The sequence below is a fragment of the Streptodolium elevatio genome (assembly GCF_040649515.1).
GTDB lineage: Bacteria > Actinomycetota > Actinomycetes > Streptomycetales > Streptomycetaceae > Yinghuangia > Yinghuangia elevatio.
This window is the reverse complement of the sequence record NZ_JBEZFP010000146.1, coordinates 1-22,684: the sequence shown is the minus strand read 5'-3', so window position 1 is coordinate 22,684 and position 22,684 is coordinate 1. Positions and strand designations below refer to the sequence as shown.

Annotated in this window: 21 protein-coding genes and 4 pseudogenes; 16 read left to right on the top strand and 9 right to left on the bottom strand. The window is 69.1% G+C overall.

What is annotated here, in order from left to right; genetic code table 11:
* Positions 1-222: MerR family DNA-binding transcriptional regulator (locus AB0C36_RS36265; RefSeq protein WP_358362723.1), on the bottom strand; the 222-nt coding region annotated here is incomplete at its 3' end.
* Here AB0C36_RS36265 and AB0C36_RS36260 point away from each other — a divergent pair.
* Positions 151-927 carry an MBL fold metallo-hydrolase gene (locus AB0C36_RS36260; RefSeq protein WP_358362722.1) on the top strand — a complete coding sequence of 259 codons (777 nt, stop codon included), beginning with the start codon at positions 151-153 and terminating at the stop codon, positions 925-927. The genes AB0C36_RS36265 and AB0C36_RS36260 overlap by 72 nt on opposite strands.
* Before the next feature lie 341 nt (positions 928-1,268).
* Positions 1,269-2,534 (top strand): hypothetical protein, encoded by a 1,266-nt coding sequence (locus tag AB0C36_RS36255; protein ID WP_358362721.1) that lies wholly within the window; start codon positions 1,269-1,271, stop codon positions 2,532-2,534.
* Between the two features lie 234 nt (positions 2,535-2,768).
* Here AB0C36_RS36255 and AB0C36_RS36250 read toward each other — a convergent pair.
* Positions 2,769-3,347: pseudogene (locus AB0C36_RS36250) on the bottom strand (transposase family protein); the annotation flags it as partial.
* Between the two features lie 300 nt (positions 3,348-3,647).
* Positions 3,648-3,800: a hypothetical protein gene (locus AB0C36_RS36245; RefSeq protein ID WP_358362719.1), complete on the bottom strand. Its 153-nt coding sequence runs from the start codon at positions 3,798-3,800 to the stop codon at positions 3,648-3,650.
* Between the two features lie 4 nt (positions 3,801-3,804).
* On the opposite strand from AB0C36_RS36245, the pseudogene AB0C36_RS36240 reads away from it, so the two are divergent.
* Positions 3,805-4,172 (top strand): annotated as a pseudogene (locus AB0C36_RS36240) (MmyB family transcriptional regulator); the annotation flags it as partial.
* Positions 4,173-4,292: 120 nt separating this feature from the next.
* Here the strand turns inward: AB0C36_RS36240 and AB0C36_RS36235 are convergent.
* From AB0C36_RS36235 to AB0C36_RS36225, 3 genes and pseudogenes are all read right to left on the bottom strand, one after another.
* Positions 4,293-4,491, bottom strand: a pseudogene (locus AB0C36_RS36235) (ATP-binding protein); the annotation flags it as partial.
* Between the two features lie 92 nt (positions 4,492-4,583).
* Positions 4,584-5,873 (bottom strand): sensor histidine kinase, encoded by a 1,290-nt coding sequence (locus tag AB0C36_RS36230; RefSeq protein WP_358362717.1) that lies wholly within the window; start codon positions 5,871-5,873, stop codon positions 4,584-4,586.
* Complete coding sequence (locus AB0C36_RS36225) at positions 5,870-6,526, bottom strand: response regulator transcription factor (protein WP_358362716.1); 657 nt, start codon at positions 6,524-6,526, stop codon at positions 5,870-5,872. Before AB0C36_RS36225 ends, AB0C36_RS36230 begins: the two co-directional genes overlap by 4 nt.
* 282 nt (positions 6,527-6,808) lie before the next feature.
* On the opposite strand from AB0C36_RS36225, the gene AB0C36_RS36220 reads away from it, so the two are divergent.
* Genes AB0C36_RS36220 through AB0C36_RS36200 form a run of 5 tightly spaced genes read left to right on the top strand, consistent with a single transcriptional unit; the run spans position 6,809 to position 11,804 of the window.
* Positions 6,809-7,384 (top strand): hypothetical protein, encoded by a 576-nt coding sequence (locus AB0C36_RS36220; RefSeq protein ID WP_358362714.1) that lies wholly within the window; start codon positions 6,809-6,811, stop codon positions 7,382-7,384.
* On the top strand, positions 7,381-8,526 hold the full coding sequence (locus AB0C36_RS36215; protein ID WP_358362712.1) for a peptidoglycan-binding protein: 1,146 nt from the start codon (positions 7,381-7,383) through the stop codon (positions 8,524-8,526). The genes AB0C36_RS36220 and AB0C36_RS36215 overlap by 4 nt, the downstream gene beginning before the upstream one ends.
* On the top strand, positions 8,523-9,203 hold the full coding sequence (locus AB0C36_RS36210; protein WP_358362711.1) for an ABC transporter ATP-binding protein: 681 nt from the start codon (positions 8,523-8,525) through the stop codon (positions 9,201-9,203). The genes AB0C36_RS36215 and AB0C36_RS36210 overlap by 4 nt, the downstream gene beginning before the upstream one ends.
* A gap of 59 nt (positions 9,204-9,262) precedes the next feature.
* Positions 9,263-10,453 carry an ABC transporter permease gene (locus AB0C36_RS36205; RefSeq protein WP_358362726.1) on the top strand — a complete coding sequence of 397 codons (1,191 nt, stop codon included), beginning with the start codon at positions 9,263-9,265 and terminating at the stop codon, positions 10,451-10,453.
* A complete protein-coding gene (locus AB0C36_RS36200; RefSeq protein WP_358362710.1) occupies positions 10,410-11,804 on the top strand; it encodes a serine hydrolase domain-containing protein in 1,395 nt (464 codons plus the stop codon). Before AB0C36_RS36205 ends, AB0C36_RS36200 begins: the two co-directional genes overlap by 44 nt.
* Before the next feature lie 439 nt (positions 11,805-12,243).
* On the opposite strand, the gene AB0C36_RS36195 is transcribed toward AB0C36_RS36200, so the two are convergent.
* Positions 12,244-13,611 carry a hypothetical protein gene (locus tag AB0C36_RS36195; RefSeq protein WP_358362708.1) on the bottom strand — a complete coding sequence of 456 codons (1,368 nt, stop codon included), beginning with the start codon at positions 13,609-13,611 and terminating at the stop codon, positions 12,244-12,246.
* A 627-nt stretch (positions 13,612-14,238) separates the two neighbouring features.
* Here AB0C36_RS36195 and AB0C36_RS36190 point away from each other — a divergent pair.
* The 3 genes and pseudogenes from AB0C36_RS36190 to AB0C36_RS36180 all read left to right on the top strand — a co-directional run.
* Positions 14,239-14,577, top strand: coding sequence for a PadR family transcriptional regulator (locus AB0C36_RS36190; RefSeq protein ID WP_358362707.1), 339 nt, complete (start codon positions 14,239-14,241; stop codon positions 14,575-14,577).
* Between the two features lie 11 nt (positions 14,578-14,588).
* Complete coding sequence (locus AB0C36_RS36185) at positions 14,589-15,527, top strand: HAAS signaling domain-containing protein (protein ID WP_358362705.1); 939 nt, start codon at positions 14,589-14,591, stop codon at positions 15,525-15,527.
* Positions 15,528-15,553: 26 nt separating this feature from the next.
* Positions 15,554-15,750 (top strand): annotated as a pseudogene (locus AB0C36_RS36180) (hypothetical protein); the annotation flags it as partial.
* A 1,350-nt stretch (positions 15,751-17,100) separates the two neighbouring features.
* Here AB0C36_RS36180 and AB0C36_RS36175 read toward each other — a convergent pair.
* On the bottom strand, positions 17,101-17,370 hold the full coding sequence (locus AB0C36_RS36175) for a helix-turn-helix domain-containing protein (RefSeq protein ID WP_358362704.1): 270 nt from the start codon (positions 17,368-17,370) through the stop codon (positions 17,101-17,103).
* A gap of 761 nt (positions 17,371-18,131) precedes the next feature.
* Between AB0C36_RS36175 and AB0C36_RS36170 the strand changes: the two genes are divergently transcribed.
* From AB0C36_RS36170 to AB0C36_RS36150, 5 genes are all read left to right on the top strand, one after another.
* The gene (locus AB0C36_RS36170) at positions 18,132-18,380 is read left to right on the top strand and encodes a Tn3 family transposase (protein WP_358362702.1); all 249 of its coding nucleotides are present in this window, start codon (positions 18,132-18,134) and stop codon (positions 18,378-18,380) included.
* Between the two features lie 208 nt (positions 18,381-18,588).
* On the top strand, positions 18,589-19,356 hold the full coding sequence (locus AB0C36_RS36165; RefSeq protein WP_358362701.1) for a hypothetical protein: 768 nt from the start codon (positions 18,589-18,591) through the stop codon (positions 19,354-19,356).
* A gap of 27 nt (positions 19,357-19,383) precedes the next feature.
* Positions 19,384-20,538 carry a sensor histidine kinase gene (locus AB0C36_RS36160; protein ID WP_358362700.1) on the top strand — a complete coding sequence of 385 codons (1,155 nt, stop codon included), beginning with the start codon at positions 19,384-19,386 and terminating at the stop codon, positions 20,536-20,538.
* Between the two features lie 2 nt (positions 20,539-20,540).
* Positions 20,541-21,227: a response regulator gene (locus tag AB0C36_RS36155; RefSeq protein ID WP_358362699.1), complete on the top strand. Its 687-nt coding sequence runs from the start codon at positions 20,541-20,543 to the stop codon at positions 21,225-21,227.
* A gap of 224 nt (positions 21,228-21,451) precedes the next feature.
* A complete protein-coding gene (locus AB0C36_RS36150) occupies positions 21,452-22,261 on the top strand; it encodes a WD40 repeat domain-containing protein (RefSeq protein WP_358362697.1) in 810 nt (269 codons plus the stop codon).
* Here AB0C36_RS36150 and AB0C36_RS36145 read toward each other — a convergent pair.
* Positions 22,212-22,670, bottom strand: coding sequence for a hypothetical protein (locus AB0C36_RS36145; protein WP_358362724.1), 459 nt, complete (start codon positions 22,668-22,670; stop codon positions 22,212-22,214). The two genes, AB0C36_RS36150 and AB0C36_RS36145, sit on opposite strands and share 50 nt — an antisense overlap.
* Positions 22,671-22,684 lie beyond the last annotated feature (14 nt).

The following is a 22,684-nucleotide window of genomic DNA, read 5'->3' as shown; positions in this document are numbered from 1 at the left end:
CGGAGTGATCACCCCGGCGGTCTCCCAGTGTCTGAGGAGGTGGGTCGAGACTCCGAGGCGCTCAGCGGCTTCGCCGATGCGCAGTAGTTGCGTGGACACGTGACCATTGTCGTTGACTTCGTGTTGACGCGAAGTTCTACCGTCCGACAGGTGCGAATCCACGAACTCAACTGCGGAACCCTCAACTTCCCCGGCGCCGAGGCCGTTCTCGGCGTCTCCCATTTCGTCTGCCGCTGCCTTCTCATCGAGGCCGACGATCGACTGATCGCCGTCGATACCGGCATCGGGCACAGGGACATCGAGTCTCCCGGGCAACGGCTCGGGGAGGACTGGCTCTCGCAGGTCAACCCCGCGCTCGACCCCACGGAGACCCTGCTTGCCCACGTCCTGGCTCTGGGCCTGCAACCGCGGGATCTGACCGACGTGATCCTGACCCACCACCACCGAGACCATGTCGGCGGCCTCGCGGACTTCCCCTGGGCGCACGTACACGCAACTCCTGAGTGCCGCACTGTGGTTGAGGAGGGCACGGACCGCGTCGTCGCAGCCCAGTGGTCGCACGGGGTGCGGTGGGCGCCGGCCCCTGAGCCCGGATCAGACTGGCGGGGGCATCCGACGTGGATACCCCACGACCTCCCCGCATCCATCCGGCTGCTCGCGCTGCCAGGGCATTCGCCCGGCCACGCCGGCGTCGTGATCGGCGCCCTCGACCTGGACCGGGAGCTGGTGCATGTCGGCGATGCGATCCACCACTGCGCTCAACTCACCTGCACAGCCCCACCGGCGATTGAGGCATTCGCCGCGGCCACTCAGCACAACGAAACAGCAAGACTCCACACCCAGCGGCAACTGGCTGCACTCACAGCAGCCGACAGTACGGTTCGGCTCGTCAACGCGCACGACCCTCGCATCTTGGCCGAGGGCTGACCGGCAAATGGCTCAGCGGAACGTCCTGCCCCCAGCATCGCCTCGGCGGCGCCGGCGCGCCCACGGCCGGGGAAGTGACCAAGCCAAGGCCGCCGAGCACTCGACAACGAAGCTCAAGCGTCGCAGGGACGTCCACCTGCACTCGGCTGTCGACGGCTGCTCCTGGCTCGCCTCCACATGCATTGGACCCGCACCTGGTCTGCCGGGCACGGCATCACCCGCATCGAACGGGGCATCACAACCGCCCACAGTTCGGCGTCACCCGGCCGGGACCACGGTGCACGGCAGCCCCCTGAGAGCCGGCAGCGTTGTCTCCCGCGGATGGAAGGCGAGCCAAGTAGGTGAACCTCGAACGCACTTCAGCCTCATCCGACCCCTTCCCCGATGCAGATTCGGCCCGGGGGCTCGTCGCCGACGTCGCCTCGCTGCCCCTCGCGCACGACCTGGTGGTGGCGTGCACCGTCCGGACGCGGGGGATCATCAGCTACCTGCTCGCGCAGAAAGTTCCTCGGGACGCTCTGTGCGTCGTGGGGAACTTCGTACCCGACCTGTCAGCCCGAGGGTTGGACACGCACTACTCGCACGGCGCGGTGATGCACAGGAGGAGCGCGTTCGCCCCCCACACGCTGTCCCAGCGCGTCGCTTACGACGGCGATATGGAACGGCAGCCCGACTGGAAGTCCCGCGGCGTCGCCCGTGTGGATGACATCTCCATCTACCACCAGATCTGGAATGGACGCCCCGGCGTGTCCATCGGCACAGTCGACGGGGAGAAGCGCTGGTGGGTCGCGGAACCCACCCGCACACAGCCGTTCGCCAGTCACTACGCACCTGCAGTCTGGGTGTCCGGGCCGGAGCGCGGTCCCGCGCTCATGGTCATCGACACGGCACAGAGCAAGCACGAGCCGCAGACGATCGAGCAGTGGCGTGCCAAACAGGGCTACCCCGACGCTGTCACAGCCCTTGCCGATGTCGGGGGCCCATTCCGCATCCACGCGGACACGCTCTCCCTCGACCAGGCCACCCGTCTCGCACGGTCCCTCGGGCTCACCGACCGACCCACCGCGCCAGCCCTGGACGCCCGCTGGGGACAACTGTCCGACAAGCAACGGGCCACCGCACTGACGTCGTTCTTCCGGTGGACCGCCGAGCCGCCCGGCAAGGACATCCCCGAGACCCTCGTCGGTTACTCCGAAGCCCTGAGGCAGGTGGTGACCTCGAGCAGCCCGCTCTTCCCGCCGGAGCAGGACATCGGCGCCATGTTCGACCACGCCGTCACGACGTTCGTTCCCCTGCACACCTACCAGACATGGCTCCAACGGACCGACGCGGCCCTAGGCCAACGGCTCCATCCGCAGCGACCGCCGGTCCTGCACAGCGTCGCTTCACCGCCTCCCCCCGAACTGGCAGCGCCGTCGAAGCGCGCCCCTGACGCAGAGACCACCACGGCACTGCTGACCATTGCGGCGGCAGGCCTGACGCCCGTCGTCGAGAGCGGCATGCCATACCCCCTGGAGGACGACCCGGTAACCCAATCGCCCATACTCGGGCCTCTCGCTGAGCCGTCATCCGACCCGCTATCTGTTGGCCCATCGATGATGGAGTAGCTGCGCGCGCTGGCCGTCCAACGGTTCCTGCGTCGGTTCGACGACACGCTTGCCCTTACGGCCGACACTGCTGCAGCGCGCCTCATTCCACCACGCCCACGGGCCCGGTACCAGCAGCCTCGCAGCCAACGGCTGCGGCCCTGACATGGTTCACGCCGGACTAAAGGTTGTCTCGCAACTCGCGAACGGGTTTGACCTGCGGCCTTGTTCGTTATCCGGTCATGGCGAGGTTGTGCGGTGCGGGATCTGGCAACCGGTGCCCTGGTAGCCGCCGTCCGCGGTCACCGTCGCCTCCCCGGCAGCGGTGTCGACGCCGGGCTCGGCGAACGCGCGGCAGTCGTTGCGGTTGCCCGGCAGCGGCCGGCCGACCGCAACGACCAGGCGCGTGTCGGCGCGCACGAGGACCTGCAGGTTGGCGGAGAACCGGTAGTTCTTCGAGGGCGCCGCGACCGTGCAGTCGCGGGTCGGGACCAGGGTCCCGTCGACGATCAGCACCTCGTCCGTGCGCGGCTTCGCCCGTGGCGGGTCCAGGGCGAGGAGCGGGCTCTGCTTGTCGACGATCCGATGCGCGGCCGCGTGCGAGACCCCGAACAGCGGCCCGAGCTGCCGCATCGTCAGGTTCGTCCGCAGGTAGAACGCGACTATGAGGACCCGGTCCTCGAGTGGCAGTGCCCAAGGCCGGCCCGGCCTCGCCGGATCCAGCGCGTGCCCGCCCCGGGCCTGCACCACCCGCACCAACGCGCGGAACTGCCGATACGTCAACCCCGTGAAGACAGGCACCAGTTCGCGGTCTGCCGCTGAGACAACCCCCATGCCCATACCAACGCGACTACGCCGATCGAGTTACGAGACAACCTTTAGTGGCAATAGACGGCGTCGACGAGGACACCAAGCAGGCCACGCCCCCGCGGTCTGCCAGCCGGTGCTTTCACCGTTCAACCCAGTCCTCCCCTTCGTCGCGGCTGTCGTTGTCAAGGTCGCCTGACAAAGGCGTCGCGCGGCGTCGCCGTGGCTTTGCCCATAAGGACCGAGAACGTTTGTCCAGCAGTTCTGATGCGGCGGGTGCCTTCGTGCGCTACGGCCCAGAACCGTTGATCACGTCGGCGGGGGGCGTCAGGCGGGGGCGAGTCCGATGCGGCGTAGCCAGGCTTCGACGGCGGTGTCGGCAGCGGCGACTTCCTCTCCGCGTACGGCGAGTCGTTCGGCGAGGGTGGCGCCGGGGCAGGAGGCGGTGTAGTCGCGTTCGGTGGTGCCAAGGCCGCTCATGGCCCAGGTCCGCGCCTGCGTCGCCCGCCTCCGCGCCCTAGCCGGGGTCGCGCCCGACGCACCCGACCTCACCCACCTCGTCGGCGAACTACTAATGAAAAGCCGGGACTTCGCCAAACTGTGGGAACGCTACGAGGTCACCGGCCGCAAGCCGTCGACAAGTCCTTCCACCACCCGACCGTCGGCACCATCAACCTCACCGCCCAGTCCATGGAACTCGAAGGCACCCCCGGCCAACGCCTCAGCGTCTACGTCGCCCAGCCCGGCACCCCCGACCACGACGCGCTGCTCCTCCTCGACATGAACGCACCCCAGGCGGCACCACATCCCCCCGAAGTCGACACACAGGACCAGCCCGGAAAACGACCATGACGTCCCGCACGTGGCACATACGCACACGAGGCGAGCACCACCCCGCGCGACACCGCGCTCTCCCGTGGGAAGGGGCAGGTGGACCCGGCTTCCTCGGCGCGGCTCAGGTTTGCCCTAAGGGTAGGAGCCGGTGCCGGTCTCGATGATGTTCCCACCGAACGTCAGCCGGTCGACGATCGCCGCGCACAACATTGGGGTCCGCGAACGTCTTCGTCCAGCCTCCGAAAGCCTCGTTGAAGGCAATCGCCACACTCGCCTTCTCCTCCCATTCCGTCAACACCTGCAACAGCAACTCGGCCCCGGGGCGGTCCAGTTCCATGTCACATCCCGGTCCCGGATGAAATAGGTGAAACGGTGCCCGGTCGTGGAGTTCGGTGGCCAGGCCGTCCGTGCCCCGGAGGAACGGTTCGGTCACCTTGTGGGGGGCCCGATGAACGCTCCCGGTCGGTCGGGGGCAGAGGTGGTTGTGCGGGGATGCTCGCAGGCGGGTCGCCCCCACGTCACTCCGGGAAATGTGGCGGTCACGGTCAGGCCTCCGTCGGGTCGGGGGTGAGCGGTGACGTCGCCGCCGTGGGCGCGGGTGACGGCTTGGACGATGGACAGGCCGAGCCCGGCGCCGCCGGCGTCGGCCGGGCGGTGCCTGCCGGCGCGACGGAAGGGTTCGAACAGGGCCGGTACGTCGCCCGGTTCGATGTGATCGCCGCTGTTGGCGACCTCGATCTGAGCACGTCCGTCCGAGAGGGTCCGGCTGGTGATCGTGACCCATCCGTCCGCAATGTTGTGCCGGATGCTGTTCTCGACGAGGTTGTGCACGAGTCGTTCGAGGAGTAGGGCGTCGCCGACCACTGTCGATTCACCGGGATGTTCGTCGACCGTGACACCCGCGTGCGCGGCGGCCGACGCGGATTGCGTGACGACGTGGCCGACGATGTCGGCGAGGTCGACGGGCGCGCGTTCGGTGAGCTCGTTCTCCGCGTCCGCGAGGGCCAGGAGTCCGCTGATGAGGCGTTCGTGCCGCGTGCTGATCTCCAGGAGACGTGCGCCCAGTTGGCGTACGTCATCCGAGGCCGTGCGCTTGTGCATCGCCACCTCGACCAGCGCGCGCCCGAGCGTCAGCGGGGTGCGCAGCTCGTGCGACGCGTTGGCGACGAAGCGGCGCTGCCCGTCGAAGGAGCGGTCGAGGCGTTCCACCATGCGGTCGAATGTCTCGGCCAGTTCCTTGACTTCGTCGTCGGGCCCGCTCAGGGCGATGCGTTCGCGCAGTCCCCGGTTCGCGGCCGGTGCCGCGGCGATGCGGCGCGCGGTGTCCGTGACCCGGTGCAGGGGCCGTAGCACCCGTCCGGCGATCAACCAGCCGAAACCCGCCGCGAGGCCCCCGACGATGGCGAGTGCGACGCCGCCCTGGGTGATCATCGACGTCGTCGCGGCATCGCGCAGATGGTCTTTGTACTCCTGCATCTCCTGCCGTGCCGCCTCGCCCGCGTACAGCTCTCCGTCGCCGCCGACGGCGAACACCTGCCGTTGTACGAGGGCCTCGTCCCGCAGGGCCGCCGCCGGCGTGTCGGTGGCGACCTTGACCAGCTGGGGGCGGTCGAGCTGCTTGTGGAACAGGGCGTAGGTGAGTCCGAGGAGGACGATCCCGGCCACCAGGAACATCCCGCCGTACATGACGGTCAGCCTGGCGCGCAGTGTGAGTTTCATTTGATGCGGTACCCCACCCCGGTGACGGTGTGCACAACGGGCGGATCGCCGAGCTTGCGGCGCAGTTTGAGGACGGCGAGGCGCACGGCGCCGGTGAACGGGTCGGCGTGTTCGTCCCAGGCCTTTTCCAGCAATTGTTCGGTGGCTACCACCGACCCGTCTGCGCGCAGCAGCTCGCTGAGGACCGCGAACTCTTTGTTCGACAAGGGCACATAGCGGCCGTCGCGGAACACCTCGCGGCGTGCGGGATCGAGCGTGACGCCGGCCCGGCTCAGCACGGGCGGTGCCGCCGGGCGGGCACGGCGTCCCAGCGCCTGGACGCGCGCCGCGAGTTCGGGGAACGCGAAGGGCTTCGTCAAATAGTCGTCGGCGCCCAAGGTCAGTCCGGTGACGCGCTCGGTGACGTCGGCGGCTGCGGTCAGCATGAGCACGCGCGCCGAGGATCCCGACGCGACGAGCGACCGGCACACGTCGTCGCCGTGCACGCGCGGCAGGTCACGGTCGAGGACGACGATGTCGTAGTCGTTGGTCCCTGCCCGATCCAGGGCGGTTTCTCCGTCATGCGCGACGTCGACGGCGTGCGCGTCGTCGCGCAGCCACTCCGCGATCGCGTCGGCGAGCAGCGGCTCGTCTTCGACCACCAGGACTCGCATCGGCGGCCTGCTTTCTCTCGGGCGGGACGGGGACAGACGGGTTCATGGTCGCCGCACGGTTGTTTCCGCCGCGTTAGGACGCTGCGGTTTCCATCCCCGAGGCGGTTGCGGACCCGGGAGCCGGTGGCCCCCGAGTGGCGGAGCGAGCCCCGTACCGGCGGTGCCGTGTCCACCTGCCGGCGACCACGGCCGGGTAGCGGAAACAAGACGGAAACGGCCTGTCGCGTTCCATGACCTCCCAACCGGCCGGGACGAGCCCCGGCCCGCGACAAGGAGCCCTGGATGCGCATCACCCGAATACGGCCGACATCCGAAGCCGGAGCACCGCGGTCCCGACCGAGGCCTGCGGCGCGTGCACTCCTCGCCGCCCTGCCGGTGGCGGCGGCGCTGCTGGTCGGCGCATGTTCGTCGGACGACGGCAAGGGGTCGGAGCAGGCCGCCCAGAGTCCGGCCGGCGCAGCCGCCGGGTTGAGTGACGACGAGCGCAACGTCAAGTACGCCGAGTGCCTGCGCGAGAACGGCCTCGACGTGGCGGACCCGCCGCCCGGGCAGAACGTGCAGTTGCAGATCGACCGGAGCAAGACCGACAAGGCCATGGTGGCCGAAGCCCAGGAGAACTGTCGTCCGTTCAGCCCGCCGCAGTCCGGGGCCGGCTCGGGAGGGCAGGACAACGCGTCAGGGCAGCAGTTCGCCGCGTGCATGCGCGAGAACGGCGTCGAGGAGTTCCCCGACCCCGACCCCAACCAACGTGGGGTCCGGATGAGCGCCGAGGTGCAGCAGGACCCCGACTTCCAAAGCGCCGTGGCGACCTGCCAGCCGATCTTCTCGGGTGGCCAGGGCGGACAGGGGCAGGGATGAGCCTCACGGAGCCCGACACGAACTCCCCGCCCGACGACGGCCTGCGGTCCGATCAGCCGCCCGGCACGCGGCGCGGCAGGCGGACCGTCCTCGCGGGCGCCGCGGTGACGACCGTCCTCGCCGCCGTGGCCGCCGGCGTGTTCGTCCTGCGCGGCGAGGACGACGCGGGTCGGCCCGCTCAGGCCGGCCCGTTGCCTCCGAGAACAACCGAGGTCACCCGGCAATCCCTCAAGGACACCCGGACCGTCGACGGCGAGCTCGGATTCGGACCGACGACGGCGGTCACGGGGCGTCGCGTCGGCACGATCACCGGCGTCCCGAAGACCGGCGACCGCATCGCCCGCGGGCAGCCCGTCTACGCCGTCGACGCGGAGCCGGTGCCGCTCCTGTACGGCGCACTGCCCGCGTACCGCAGCCTCGTCCCCGGTGTCGAAGGAGAGGACGTCCGGCAGTTGGAGGAGAATCTGTGGTCTCTCGGCTACCGCGGCTTCACCGTCGACGACGACTACACCGAAGCTACGGCCGAAGCCGTGGCCGATTGGCAGGAGGATCTGGGAGTCCCCGAGACCGGTGTCCTCGAGCTGGGGCGTGCGGTGTTCGCGCCCGGCGAAATCCGCGTCGACAGTGTCAAGGCAACCGTGGGCGCCGCCGCGACGGCCGGAGGCGAAGTGCTCACGTACACCGGCCGCGCCAAGGCGGTCACGGCCGCACTCGACACCACCGACCAGCGCCTCGCCGCCAAGGACGCCGAGGTGACGGTGACGCTCCCCGACGACACGACGGTACGCGGCCGGGTCCACGACGTCGCGACGGTCATCGAGCCGGCCACCGGGCCGAACGAACAACCGGCCACCAAAGTCGAGGTCGTCGTCGCGCTCGACGATCCGCAGGCCCAGCAGGCCGCCACACCGTACGCGTTGGCCGCTGTCGACGTGACGTTCACCGCGGGGACGCGGGAAAACGTCCTCACGGTCCCGGTTGCGGCGCTGCTGGCTCTGCCGGCCGGTGGGTTCGGCGTCGAGGTCGTCACCGGCGCCACGACCCGGCATGTCCCGGTTTCCATGGGCCTGTTCGCCTCGGGCCGGGTCGAGGTCAGCGGTGAGGGCCTCGCCGAGGGAACCGTCGTGGGGATGCCGAAATGATCACTCTGAGCGACGTCTCCAAGCAGTACGCGGGCGGCGTGACCGCGCTGTCCGGCATCACACTCGGCATCGCGTACGGGGAACTCGTGGCCATCGTCGGCCCGTCCGGGTCCGGCAAGTCGACCATGCTCAACATGCTCGGCACGCTGGACCGGCCCAGCGCCGGCGTCGTTCACGTCGACGGGTACGACGTCGCGGGACTCTCCGACGCCAAACTGTCGGCGCTGCGGGCTCGACGCATCGGCTTCGTCTTCCAGCAGTTCCACCTGGCCCCGGGAACCGCGGCGCTGGACAACGTCGCCGACGGCCTGCTCTACACCGGCCTGCGCCACCACGATCGTCGGAAGCGTGCGGAAGCGGCGCTGCGCCGGGTGGGCCTGGGCCACCGGATGCATCACCGTCCACACGCGATGTCCGGCGGCGAGCGGCAACGCGTCGCGATCGCCCGCGCGGTCGCGGGTGATCCGCCCCTGCTGCTCGCCGACGAACCCACCGGCGCCCTCGACACGGCGTCCGGTGCGGGGGTCATGACCCTGCTGCGGGAACTCCACGCGTCCGGCACGACGGTCGTGATCATCACACACGACCGTGAGATCGCCGCGTCACTGCCCCGGCAGGTCAGCATGCGCGACGGGCGTGTCACGGCGGATTCCCTGCTCGAAGCGGCGGCCCCGTGACCGGGCCCGGCCACAGGACCGACCCGACCGGGTCCGGTTCCCCCGCGCACCGGACCGCGCTGCGCCCGGCCCGGCTCACGCCGCGCGACATAGTCAAGGTCGGCGGGGTCGGCCTGCGGACACGGCCGCTCCGGGCGTTCCTGTCCGCGCTCGGTATCGCCATCGGCATCGCCGCGATGGTCGCGGTGGTCGGCATCTCGTCGTCCTCGCGCGCCGAACTCGACCGGCGGCTCGCCGAGATGGGGACGAACCTGCTCACCGTCAATCCGGGCAGCACCGTCACCGGAGCGGACGCGCAACTGCCGCTCGAATCGGAGGCGATGGTGGGGCGTCTCGAACCGGTCGACACCGTGTCGGCGGTGGGCCTCATCGACGACGCGAAGGTCTACCGCAGCGACAGGATCCCCAAGACCCAGACGCAGGGCATCGCGGCGTACGCGGCGCGCGGCAACCTGTGTGAGGCGCTCGGCGCCGCGTTGCGCGACGGGACCTGGCTCAACAGCGCCACCGCCGGCTATCCGGCGGTCGTGCTGGGCGCGAGCGCTGCCGAACGCCTGGGCATCGGCTCGGTCGAAGCCGGGCCACAAGTGCTCATCGGCGAAAGGCCGTTCACCGTGATCGGCGTATTGGAGCCGATCCCGCTGGCGCCGGAACTCGACGCGGGCGCGTTCATCGGCTGGCCCGCCGCAGAGACCGTGCTCGACTTCGACGGACACGCGACCACCGTCTACACCCGGACCGGCGAGGCACACGTCGAGCAGGTCCGGGAGGTGCTGGGCGCCACGGCCAACCCCGAGGCACCGAACGAGGTCGAAGTGTCACGCCCGTCCGACGCGCTGGCCGCGAAGGAGGCGGCAGGAAAAGCGTTCACCGGGCTGCTGTTGGGCCTGGGCGCGGTAGCGCTGCTCGTCGGCGGCATCGGTGTGGCGAACACAATGGTGATCTCGGTGCTCGAACGCCGCGCCGAAATCGGTCTGCGGCGCTCACTCGGCGCGACACGCGGCCAGATCCGCACGCAGTTCGTCGCAGAGTCATTGCTGCTGTCGGCCCTCGGCGGAGTCGGCGGCGCGGTCCTCGGAGCTGGGGTGACCGGGGGCTACGCCCTCTCCCAGGGCTGGCCGACGTCGGTGCCGGCTTGGGCGGTCCTCGGAGGGGCAGGAGCAACGCTGGTCATCGGTTGCGTTGCGGGACTCTACCCTGCCGTCCGTGCATCACGGCTGGCGCCGACCGAGGCGCTCGCGGCTCCCTGACGCCGCTGCCGCAGCCAACACCGTTGTGGAGAGCCCGACCGGACATCCGGTCGGGCTCTTTGCGGTCACCGGCGCCCGGTACGCAAGGAAACAGCTCGGAAACAGCGCGCAGTGTTGCATCAGCACCATGACTCGACACCAACCTGTGGCGTCACGGCGAAACCTGCTCCGGTTCCTGGGCGTTGCCACACCAGCCGGCGTTCTCGCATCCACCGGCGTTCTCGCATCCACCGCCAACGCCTACACCGACACCGCCGGACAAACCACGACGGGACCGATACCCGAGGACTTGCGTCCCGGCGGCGCGTACGACCGATTCGTCGCGCAACTGGCCGCGCAGGACAAGTTTTCCGGAACCGTGCTGCTCAGCCACCGCGGACGAACAGTGCTTTCCAGGGCCTATGGGATGGCCGACAAGGAACTGTCCGTACCGAACCGGACCGACACCATCTTCGCGCTCGCCTCCGCCTCCAAGCCGTTCACTGCCTTGGCCATCCTTCAGCTCGCGCAACAAGGCAAGCTCGACTGCTACGGGACGCTCGGCACCTACCTCCCCGGCTTCCCGGCCGCGATCGCCGACACCGTGACCATCCATCACCTGCTTACCCACACCTCCGGCATGGGCGACCTCCTCAACAATCAGGAATTCCTGGAGAAGGTCGGCACCTGGGCGAGCGCCGACGAGGTCACCACCGAGCTGGTGAGGATCATTCAGAAGCAGCCGCTGGAGTTCGCGCCCGGCACCGGCAGCCGGTACAGCAACAGCGGCTACGACACACTCGGCGCGATCGTGGCTGCAGTCTCCGGACAGTCGTTCTACGACTACGTCCGCGAACACATCTTCGGCATCGCCGGCATGGCCCGGACCGACTTCTACACCAGGCAGCAGTGGCTGACCGACCAGCGCATCGCGCACCCCTACGCGCTCAACCCGTCCGGGCAAAGGATCGATGCCGTCCGCGCCGGAGAAGGCGCGGCGCGCATGTTCATCGGCACCGGCGGCGGCAACGCCTTCTCCACCACCTCGGACCTGGTCAAGTTCGCGCACGCCCTTCAAGACGGCAGACTGCTCGATTCCGCCTACACCGAACTCTTCATGACCGCCAAACTGCCCATGCGCCCACGCGGTGCCGCGGTTCCCGGCGTCCGGAGCTTCATGGCCTACGGTGCGACGGCCCCGATCGTCAACAACCACCGGCTCCTCACCCACGGCGGCGGCGCGGCGGGCGAATCGACCAACTGGACCATCTACCGCGATGCGCACTGGTGCGGAGTCATCCTCAGCAACTACGACCAGATCGACCTCACCGCGATCATCGACAAGGAGAGAGCACCGATCTGCGGCTCATGATTCCGACGTCCCCCCGGCAGACACGGTCGGTTGGGGGATAGGAGGAGTGTGCAGCTGATGCGTACCGAACCGAATCGCCTCGACGTTGGGCGAACCGGCCTCGTGCGCGTGCCCGTTGAGGCGGCCTTGCAGGTCAGGGCGGGGTAGCGTCGCGGCTGGAGGTTCAAGGGGTCCCAGATTCGAATCCTCTCGTCCCGACCAGCATTAACGCAGGTCAGAGGCCGCTTTCTCCGTGAGGAGGAGGCGGCCTTTCCGGTCCCGCGCCCGTCCTGCCGGGGCGGCACGGCGGCTGCGGGACCACGCGCACCTGCCACCCCGACACCCAACTGACCGTGACGGGCCCGAAGGCGTTGTGACGTGATGGCCGATCGCCCGGAGTCGCGCAACACCACCTACTGCGAACCACCGTGGGGTCATTCCCACGTCCGAACCTCGGACTTCAGTTGAGGTCCAGGGACGTACCGAGGCCCGATGCTTCTTTGAGCTCGTGGGCCTTGTCGATCTGTGGCGGGGTGATACTGCGCAGGATCTCGGGGCGGTTGGTCGTAACCGTGGATGGGCTACGGAGGACGGGGCTTTTCGGGGCCGCGGCGGTGTTGGCTGCCGGGGTGAGACCGGCGCAGGCGACCGCCATCGCGCCGTGGATCTCGGCCGTCCGGCTGATGCGGGCGTCTTCCTGCTGGCCGGACGATGCGGTCGGTGCGCCCGGCGGCAACACGGGATATTCGTCGAATAGTTCGGAGATGCCGTGGGAGTTGCCGGTGCGCGGCCGCCCGCGCCATTTTTGTAGTTTCGCACCGGGGCCGGGTTTGAAGGCGCTCACTGCGACTTGCAGGCGGTCGTACACACGGTGGCTGAAGTGGTCCGCATAGGGCCCGTTGACGATCTTGTCGGCGACCAGGACGGGTACGAACTCGCTGAGGTCGGTGGCGGCGTACTCTCCCCAGACGCTTACGACATCATCCCGGGATACCTGGTCCGTGGGTTTACCCACGCGTCGGCCGACCTCGGCCAACGCCTCGTCGCGCAGCGACAGCGGATGGCCCGGGACCACGTCGGCCTCGCGCCATTCGGGGTGTGCCATCGCTTTGTCGACCGAATGGATGTACTCGTGCACGCCTGCGGGCGTCGGCAGGATTGCGCCCAACCCCAGGAGCAGCCCATCGCGCTCGGTCGCGCGTAGGGCGGCGTCGTTGATCCGTTGTGTGTCAGGGTCCGCGGACAGGTAGGAGTCGGAGTCCACGAGGATTTCCGACCGCGCGTGTACAAAGCGACCAGGCTTGTTGTCGGCGGACGGGGACATGGAGAGAGTCGACCCTGTCTCGGCGGACACTTGGCCGTGGTCGACACCGGCCAGGGGCTGGTTGCTCAGTGGTCTGTCGTCCACCAGCGACACCGGGGCGTCGGGGAAGTGCTCGGCCGCCAACAGCACCCCGTCCAGGAAATGACGCGCCCGGTCAGGATCGACGTTGTCTCCGAACGTCACCTCCGCTACGTGGGGGTACTGGCCGTCGAGCCCCGCTTGTGAGGCTTGGAGCGCCCGGGCGGCAGCCGCGTTGATTTCGGCGATCCCGGACGCCGCGGCGAGCCACGGATTGCGGACCGGGAAGGGGTCCACCGGCACACCCGCACGCCAGAGCAGATGGCGGAGGACCTGCTGAGAGCGGTCGATGCTCCACGCCCAGGGCCGGTCCGAACGCGCCGAGGCTGCCGCGCGAGCATCGGCACGCCCGGCGAGGCGGCGGGCGGTCTGCCAGATGCGGCCCAGGCCCTCCGGCCAAAACGTTTCCGAAAACTCACCTGACATAGGTGTGCCAGACCCCACGTTTCAGAATGACGCACCCGCCTCACACACCGACCATTCACACACGCTGCAAGGCAAGCAATCTTGTCGTATCTGTGCTTTCTGTTCACACGTCGCTGCGTGTCCGCCATTGGACCCGCGCAAATCGGATGGGTGCGGTCAGGACGGGTGGCGGATGGGGGCGCTGTCGGAGGAGCAGGAGGCCCACGAGGCTCTGGGCCCCGGGGCGGGTGGGCTGGTCCGTGTCGGGGCGTACGCGGGGAATGAGCGGCGGGTGGTCGGGTGCCCACGTCCCGAAGAAACGGCGCCCCGGCATCTGCGTCGAGGTGCTGCCGGGGGTCGGGTTCGTCGTCCTGCCTCGTCGTTAGGTCATCGGGAGATCGCCGGTCTGGCTCATGCCTGCCCGCCGCCACGCACGGGATTATTGACCTTCGTGTCTGCCTTCTGGCGAACTCACTTATGAGAGTGGGCCCTTGCCGTAGACATCTACCGACCGGCAGGGCTGGGGCCTCCCGGGGGAGACCACAGGCAGGGCGAGTCCGTCAGAGGTGCCGGAAGGATTGAGCCGGGGAGCGCCGCTTGGGTGCGGGCGCGTGACAATAGTGTGTGGCACACACTATCGTGTGATGCATGGACACTGGTGAGCTGATCGTCAGTCACGTCCAGGAACTGCGCCGCGGCACAGTCGTTCTGGCGTGCCTGGCGCTCCTGGAGGAGCCGCAGTACGGGTACGCGCTTCTGGAGACACTGGGCGACACCGGGGTGGCTGTCGACGGCAACACCTTGTACCCGCTGCTGCGCCGCCTGGAGAAGCAAGGGTTGCTCATCAGTGAGTGGAACACCGACGAGTCCAGACCGCGCAAGTTCTACCGGGTCAGTCCTGAGGGCGCGCAGGTCCGCACCGGGCTGCTGCGCGAATGGCAGGAGCTCGGTGCGTCGATTGCGCGACTGACCGAGGGAGGCTGTTGAGGATGTTGCAGATGACCGGCGCTGGTGAGCTGACCGATCGCTATGTGGCGGAGGTCGTTCGACACATCTCGGCCGACCAACGCGGAGACGTGGCTGACGAGTTGCGTGCCACGATCGCCGACACGGTCGAGGCGCGCGGCGCGGACGACCCGGAATCCGCCGAGCGCGAGGTGCTCGTCGAGTTGGGCGACCCGATCCGGCTCGCCTCCCGGTACACCGACCGCCCGCTGGCGCTGGTCGGCCCCGCGCTCTACCCGACGTACATACGGATCCTCACCCTCCTGCTGTCCGCCGTACTGCCGGTGGTCGTGGCGGTGAGTGCGGTGCTCGATGTCGTCGACGGCCGGGGGACCCCGGACGTGATCGGCGGGGCCGTCGGGACGGTGCTCACCGTGGGCGCGCAGTTGGTCGCCTGGCTCACGGTGGTGTTCGCCGTCGTCGAGCGGTCCGGAAAGCGGACCGCCGTTGCCGGCGCCACATGGACGCCCGACGACCTGCCGGACCGCCACACGCCGACGGAACCGGGCACACCGGCGTACGCGTCGATGACGTGGCACGCGCTTCTGGCCGCGCTCATCGTGTGGCAGCACACCGCGCAGCCGTACCGCATCGAGGACGGCACCCACGTAGACGCCCTGGAGCCCGGCCTATGGTCGGGCTGGATCTGGCCGATCCTGGCCGGACTTGCCGCGCTGGTGACAATCGACGCGGTCCGTGCGGTACGCGGGGCCACGCGATCTCTCGCGGTCTGGGGCATCGCCGCCCAGGCCGCCTTCAGCCTGCCGCTGGCGTGGATCCTGTACGACGAGGAGTTCTTCAACCCGGTCTTTCTGGCCGACTTCAACGGCGGCTGGCAGACCCCGGACTCCTTCTACACCGTGACGGTCCTGGCTGTCCTGGCTGCAGGCGCGGGCGAAGTAGTCAAGCGCCTCCGCGAACTGCGGGGCTGACGCCGCAAAGGCAAACTCGGTCGGGAGCGTTCGCGGGCTGGATCCGGTGTTTCGCCGATCCCGGCTGTGTTCGGCGGTCGTGGACCAGTTGACCTTCGGCGGCAACATCATCGAGACCGGCACCGACTCCTACCGCCAGCTTTTGCGGCGTAAAGACCTCACCGGGCGGCGTGGTTGCGGGAGATGGGTGGTACCTGGCGGTGATGACGATGCGGGTGCCTGAGGAGCCGATATTGGCCGCGCCGGTGGAGGTGCTGCCGGTTGCCGGTTCGTTCGAGCCGAAGGGGGACGGCTTTCGGGTGTTGTTGTCGCGGGCGGCGGGCGGCGGGCGGCCGGCGGCGGGCGGCGGGCGGCGGGCGGTGCGGTGGATCTGCGTTCCCGGCGGGGGACACGCCTGGTGGCGGCGTTCGAGGACATTGCCGCGGCTGCGGAACGGGACTTGCCGCGCGGTGTCGTGTTGGACGGCGGGGTGGTGGTCTGGCACGACGGCGTCTGGCGTTCGATCTGTTGCAGCGGCGGATGAACCGCACCGCGGCGTCCGCGGCGCGGGAAGCGCGGGCGTGTACGGCGGACTTCGTGGCGTTCGAGATTCTGGCGGAGGACGACCAAGACCTCACGGCCCTGCCCTACGCGCGGCGCCGCGCTCGTCTGGAGGCGTTCTTCGCCGCGCACACGCTGGGCCTGCCGTGGGTGCTGTGCCCGGCGACCACCGACCGCCGAAGCCGAGCAATGAATACGGGACTGGATGCGGTTCGTCGGACGCAGCACCGTCCCGGGCTCGCGAGCACGTGCCGCCTTGGTCGGCCGTGTGCGGGCCGCTGTGCCGGACCACACGTGGCACGGCCGTTCGTTCGCGGCGGCGTGGGGGAGCCGGGAACGGCATCCGATGGTCCCGGTAGCTCCGGACGTCGTTGCGGAGGTCGCTGTCGACGCCGCGTTCGAGCGGGGGGCCTGGCGCCACCCCATCCGCTTGCTTCGGCTGCGCGAGGACCTGGCGCCGGACGACGTCCCGAATTTCGGCCAGCGGGCCGCCCCCGCCGGCGGGTGACTCCCGGGTCTTTACGCCGTAAAGGGTCCGCGGCGCGAGCGGCGCCTGACGACCCATTACGGTGTAAACGCTCCCCCACCGACTGGGCGCCGGTGCCCTGACGTCGGGGTGGAGTTCCCGCGCACCGTGCGCTTTCTCCGCCTCAACGGGGCCACGCTGGACGACGCCCGGACACCGACCCCGCAAGGCGGTGTCAGCACGTTGCCGTCCATCGCAGGCCGAAGGCCCGGGCGGCCTCGTCAGGCTTTGGACTTTCCCACTACCGCGTCAAGCCGCGTCGTACCCCGTCGAACGGAGATGACCCCTTGACGCCAGGCCACGCGGACGGCCGGCGGCGGTCTCGGGCAGGTGGTCCTTCTTCCGGGTGGCCTTGTCCTTCTTCTTCCCCTTCGTCTTGCCCGTCTTCGTGGTGTCCGCCGACAGCTTGCCCGGGCGTGCGCTGCCGGACGCTCCACTCGGTCAACACTGGCAAGTCCGGGGCCCGGCAACGGCGTTGCAGCGGCCGGCGGAGCGGCCGCACCCGGCTTACGGGGCTCGGCGGTTGTGCCTGCCGCGGCGTGGCTCGGTGCGGCCGGCGGCGATGATGTCGGCCAAGTCCTGCTCGGAGAACCGCAGATGCCGCCCCACAAAGGTGCACGGGACCACCCGCGCGGACACCTTCGCCCGCAACCACGACTCCCGCACCTGCAACCGCGCAGCAGCCTGCGCCGGCGTGAGCAGCAACACCAAACCGGGCTCAATGTCGGAGGAGGCAGCAGCGGGGGAGGGGAGTTCACAGTCGGTGCTGTCGCGCACAGCGGCCTCCGCGAGGGTGAGGCGGCCCGTCAGGGCCGAACGAAACCGTCACCCTCTACGGAGGAATCCCGACCCGGAAACGACACAGACGCCGGAAGCTTGAGGGATCTCGTCGCTCCTTGGCTCGCAGCGTCCTCGTCGGACGCGTACGGCGCACGACGCCGGTCTCGGCTCGAGGGCCGGGAATGTCCCTCAGGGACAGGCGATGCCCCCACAAAAAAAGTGCTTCAAATAGCAGGCCCGAGCGACACTCGCCGGAAGCAGCAAAACACCCAGCACCAACGGCCGGGAGCTCCGCACCTCAGAGCCTTAACAGGCCAGGGCGCAGAGGTATACGCAAGTGATGGGGAAAACTGGCGGATCGGAGGGGTATCACGACCGTCATCTCCGACGACGTAGACGGCAACCAGCTCCACGTCGGTCACACTGGCTGCCGCTGGTGACCCACTTCAGCTCAGTGAAGTCCTACAGAGTGACGCGTGTTGTCGATCAAGCGCGCAAGGCTGCCATAGTCCTTCGGGCGCTGGGCCTGCGATGGGTCGTCGCAGCACGGCCACACTGCAGGCCCGCCACGGGTCTGCTGGTGCTGGTTTCGTTGCTGGGCATTGCACGGGAGCCGGCGACCCGGGAGATCCGGGCAACGTGGAACAGCTCGCCCCCGGTGCGGCGCGCGGCGTGATCACCAACGCCATACGCGAGCTGGCCGCCGACTTCCTCGACCGGCTCAACCTCTGAAGTTCAACGCCCTGCTCACGAACACGGTGATCTTTCACGACGCCCTCGACATCGCGGAGATCGTCCGCCAGCTCCTTGAGGAGGGCTGGGAGATCGACCCGGAGGACCTGGCCCACATCTCGCCGTACCTGACCGAGCACGTCAAACGGTCCGGCGAGTACTCCACCCACGAACTCGGCATCCAGCCCGAGGCGTACGACCCGAAACTCGACGTCGACTTGGCCCAGCTCCGCGATCAGGACCTGCGGGCCGAGGGCTTCGGCACAGCGGCCTGATTCAGGTGAAGTCGGGCGGCAACTCGGGGCGCTGGCCGGTGTTACCAGCCGCAAACAGCGGTGATCAGGGTGCGAGCCTGGCGGGTTGCGCAGTTCCGGCCTTTGACGGGTCATACCCAGGTCTGACGCTGCAAGTTCAGATCTTGGTCCGACGCCCAGCAGGGGCGGCGAAGGCATCGTCAACAGTATGAAAAACACGACGACATCCATGGCTACCCCGGCCGCAACGATCGGCGCCCGACTGCGGGGCGCCCTTCCTGTGGAGCGGCTGGAGGGCACAGGCTTCCCCGGACGCTGGGTGGGCGGCACCGCCATGGTGCTCGGACCACTCCTGATGCTGGCCGGCGCGTTGCTGCGGGTCCGCTTTCACTTCTTCTACCCCGATCAGCTCGCCGCGTACGAGCAGCACCCCACCCTGATGGCCACCGCGTACGGCCTCTTTGCCGCAGGCAGCCTGCTGCTCTGGCCCGCTGTGGCGGTGGTGGCCGCACGGATCGGGGTCCGGAGCGCCAGCTGGGCCGTGTGGGGCGGGGGCCTGGTGATGTTCGGGCTGTTCGCCCGCGCTTTCCATGCAGGAGTGGACCACCTGGCCTTTCAACTGGTGCGCTCCCAAGGAGTCGATGCTGCCACCGAGGCCGTCTCCGACGGCTACGGCGCCTTCCACGTCTTCGCCGCGCTGAACCTCGCCATCCTCGCGGGGTGGCTCGTCCTGGCCCTCGGGGCCTGGCGCACCCAGGTGCTCGGCCCGGTCCGGGCCACCGCACTCGGCCTCATGGCGGCACTGCCTCTCGGAGTACTCAAAGGGACCACGCCCCTGTCCCTGGTGGCCTTGGCCGGACTGTGTGTCGGGCTGGTGCCGTTGGGCCTGGCGCTGCTGCGTGAAGGGCCCCGTCTCAGCGGCAAGGCGGTGCTGTGCTGGGTGCCGCTGACCCTGGTGGTGCTCGGGCTGATGGTGCTGCTAGGACAGGCCGGCTGAGTGCACCTGTACAGGTACGGTCGGGCCATGAAGCTCAAGGGGCAGCGTCATCTCTACGCCCTCGACCTCGGCGCGGCCCTGGCTCTGACAGCCATCTACGTCGGCTTCGCCCGGTTGACCGCCGACGACGCGCAGCCCGCCTACACAGGTCCTACCTGGCTGGGCTTTCTGATCGCCGCCGCGGTCGGCCTGCCGATCGCCGTACGCCGCCGTTGGCCGCTCCCGGCCCTGGGGATCGTGCTCGCTGCTCTGGCCGCGGCGTCGCTTCTCGACATCCCTCGCGAGCCGTACATCGCCGCCGGTCTGGCGGCATACCTCGTCGGGCTGGCCGAGCCCGTCCGCCGGTCCGTGCCCGCGCTCGCAGTGACGCTGCCGGTGGCGTGTGGCACTGTCTACCTCTGCCAGGCGGTGGTCACTCCCGCTGAGGACGGGCAGGGTGCCGTAGGCGTGGCCGCACTGGTGCTTGTGGTGATCGGCGGGGCCTGGGGCGCGGGATTCGCCGTGCGTGGTCGGCGGGTCGAGGCCGGGCGGGAAGAGCAGCGCCGGGCGGAGCACGCGCTGGACGAGGAGCGCCTGCGGATCGCCCGGGAGCTGCACGACATTGTCTCGCACAACCTCAGCCTGATCGCCGTCAAGGCGGGTATTGCCGGGCATGTGGCGGAGGCCGACCCGCAGGAGGCCCGGGCCGCGCTCAAGGTCATCGAGGAGACAAGCCGTTCCGCTCTGGCCGAGATGCGGCGCACGCTCGGCGTACTGCGCACCGAAGGTGCGCCCCTGGGGCCTGTGCCGGACCTCGACCGCCTCGGCTCGCTCGCTGCGGAGACGAACCGGGCAGGGGTGGACGTCGACTTGACGGTGCGCGGCACGCAGAGCCTGGCCGAGGGGACACAGCTGACCATCTACCGGATTGTCCAAGAGGCCCTCACCAACGCTGTCCGGCACGCTGCTCCCACCCGCTGCCGGGTCACGGTCGAGGCGGACACGTGCGAGATCCGCATCGATATCGAGGATGAGGGACCACCGCCCGGATGCCCACCGGCCAACCGTCCACTGCCAGGTGGACACGGTCTCCTGGGGATGCGGGAGAGGGCGATGATGTACGGCGGCAGCTTCGAGGCGGGGCCCCGGCAGGAGGGCGGCTTCGCGGTGTCTGTCCGGCTGCCGGCCGAAGGGAAGCAATAGGCATGATTGACGAGCCACAGGTCCGGGTGCTGATCGCCGATGACCAGGCAATGGTGCGCGGCAGCTTCCGCATCCTTGTCGACCACACGCCCGGCATGACCGCCGCCGGTGAGGCCGCAGACGGCATAGAGGCCGTCGAACTCGCCCGCCGCGAACGACCGGACGTCGTGCTGATGGACGTACGCATGCCGAACGTGGACGGCATTGAGGCGACCCGGCAGATCTGCTCGGACCCGGCCCTGTCCGGCGTTCGCGTCCTCATCCTCACCACCTTCGACCTGGACGAGTACGTCTACGCCGCCCTGCGCGCCGGCGCTGCGGGCTTTCTGCTGAAGGACACCCCGCCGACCGAGGTCCTCACCGCCATCGGCGTGGTCGCCGCAGGTGAGGCACTACTCGCTCCCTCTGTGACCCGCCGCCTGATCGGGGAGTTCGCCCGCCGCCCAGAGCCGACCCGACCGCCGAGCCGATCGCTGGACGCGATCACCAACCGTGAGCTGGAGGTACTCGGCCTGATCGCCCGCGGCCTGTCCAACACAGAGATCACCCAACACCTCCACCTGAGCCTGGCTACGGTCAAAACCCACATCGGCCGCCTCCTCGCCAAACTGCATGCACGCGACCGCGCCCAGCTTGTGATCGTCGCCTACGAGACCGGGCTCGTAGGCGACCGTCGGCGAGGGGTGTGACTGTGATGGCGTGATTGTTCGGCGGCACTGGGCGTCGTCGGCGGTGCCGAGGCGGAGCGCGGACGCCGGAGGTCCCGGAGCGCCTGTCGTTATTCGATCGTCTAATGACATTGCCGGAGCGCATGCGCGCCATCCGGCAACCCGGACAAGTTACTCGCCTGGTTGGGCTCATCCACACCGGGACCGAGCCTCAAGGGGGCCGCGCGTCGGCTGAATTCCGCTGCATGCCTGACAAGCCGCTCCTGCTGGCCAGCGAGATACCTTCCTCGACGCAGATCAAGGATCTCGCAGTCGTGACGATGAACGACGATCCCCTGGTCGTCTGCGTGGATGCGCGTGACGGCGTGTGGACCTGGGATCCGGCGCGGGATGTCTGGCGGCAACGGCCGCTGCCGTTCGGATACGACGAAGACATCATCCGCAACTACCCCGATGCCAAGAACCGGATCGACCAAATGGCAGTGACCGTTGCCGGCGAGTGCGTGGTACTGGCTGCCGGTCACGACGAACAGCCCGTCGCCTTCTGGGATTTGGAAAGCGGCGAGCTGCTTCGCGGCGCAATCTTTGACGAGGGCGACTATCTCGGGGCCGTCGCCGCCGTGCGGGGTCCAGGGCCGGCCCGGTTCGTGTCCGCAGGACAGAACTCCGATGTTCTCCTGCTGTGGGAGGAGCCCTTCGACTCCTGGACGCTGCTTTCGGAGTGCGTGCACGTCTGGAGTCTCGCCACCGCGGAGATCAACGGCCGCTCACTGGTCGCCGGAGCCGAAGGATCGAGCGCGCTGGTCTGGGATCTTGCCCAGCCGGGCTGGGAGCCGGTGTTCAAGACAACCGAGTCGGCGTGGGCCGTCTCGTTGTGTCGCGTGGACGATCGACCCGTTGTGGTCGCGGCAGCCGACCCCGGGCAACTGTGGGTCTGGGAAGTGCCCGACATGGCCGAGGATTGCGAACACGAGGACGATGCGATCGAGCCGCGGTACGCACCGATCAACGGCCAGGACGGCGTGATGCGCGTGTGGGGTCTGCCCAGTAGATGAACAAAGGCATGCCGACAGGCGACCTGGGAGCAGCCGGTGCCCCGGGCCCGGGGCACTGAGCAGTTCGGCGGGGGCGGGCATCTGCTCCAATAGCCACGTTGGTCGTGGCGGGCCGGCGCCCGCGCCGACGGCGCGCAACCGCGGTCAGAACAGGGCGTCGGCGATGCGTAGCGGCCGGTATCCGGTGGGGCCGAGTCGGGCGAGTTCGCCTTCGATGTCGACCTCGATGGCGCCGAAGAAGTTGATGTTCTCGCTGTGGGCCGGGAGATGTGGGCCAAGACCTCGTCGTCGACGCGCCGCCCGAGCGGCTCATCGAGTCCACGGCCGACCCGTAGTACTCGGTGGTCCACGTGACGACCGCGTTGGTGACGAGGGTGAGGCACCATGCCTGTTCGGTCTGCTGTTCCAGGTGCCGGGCCCGGA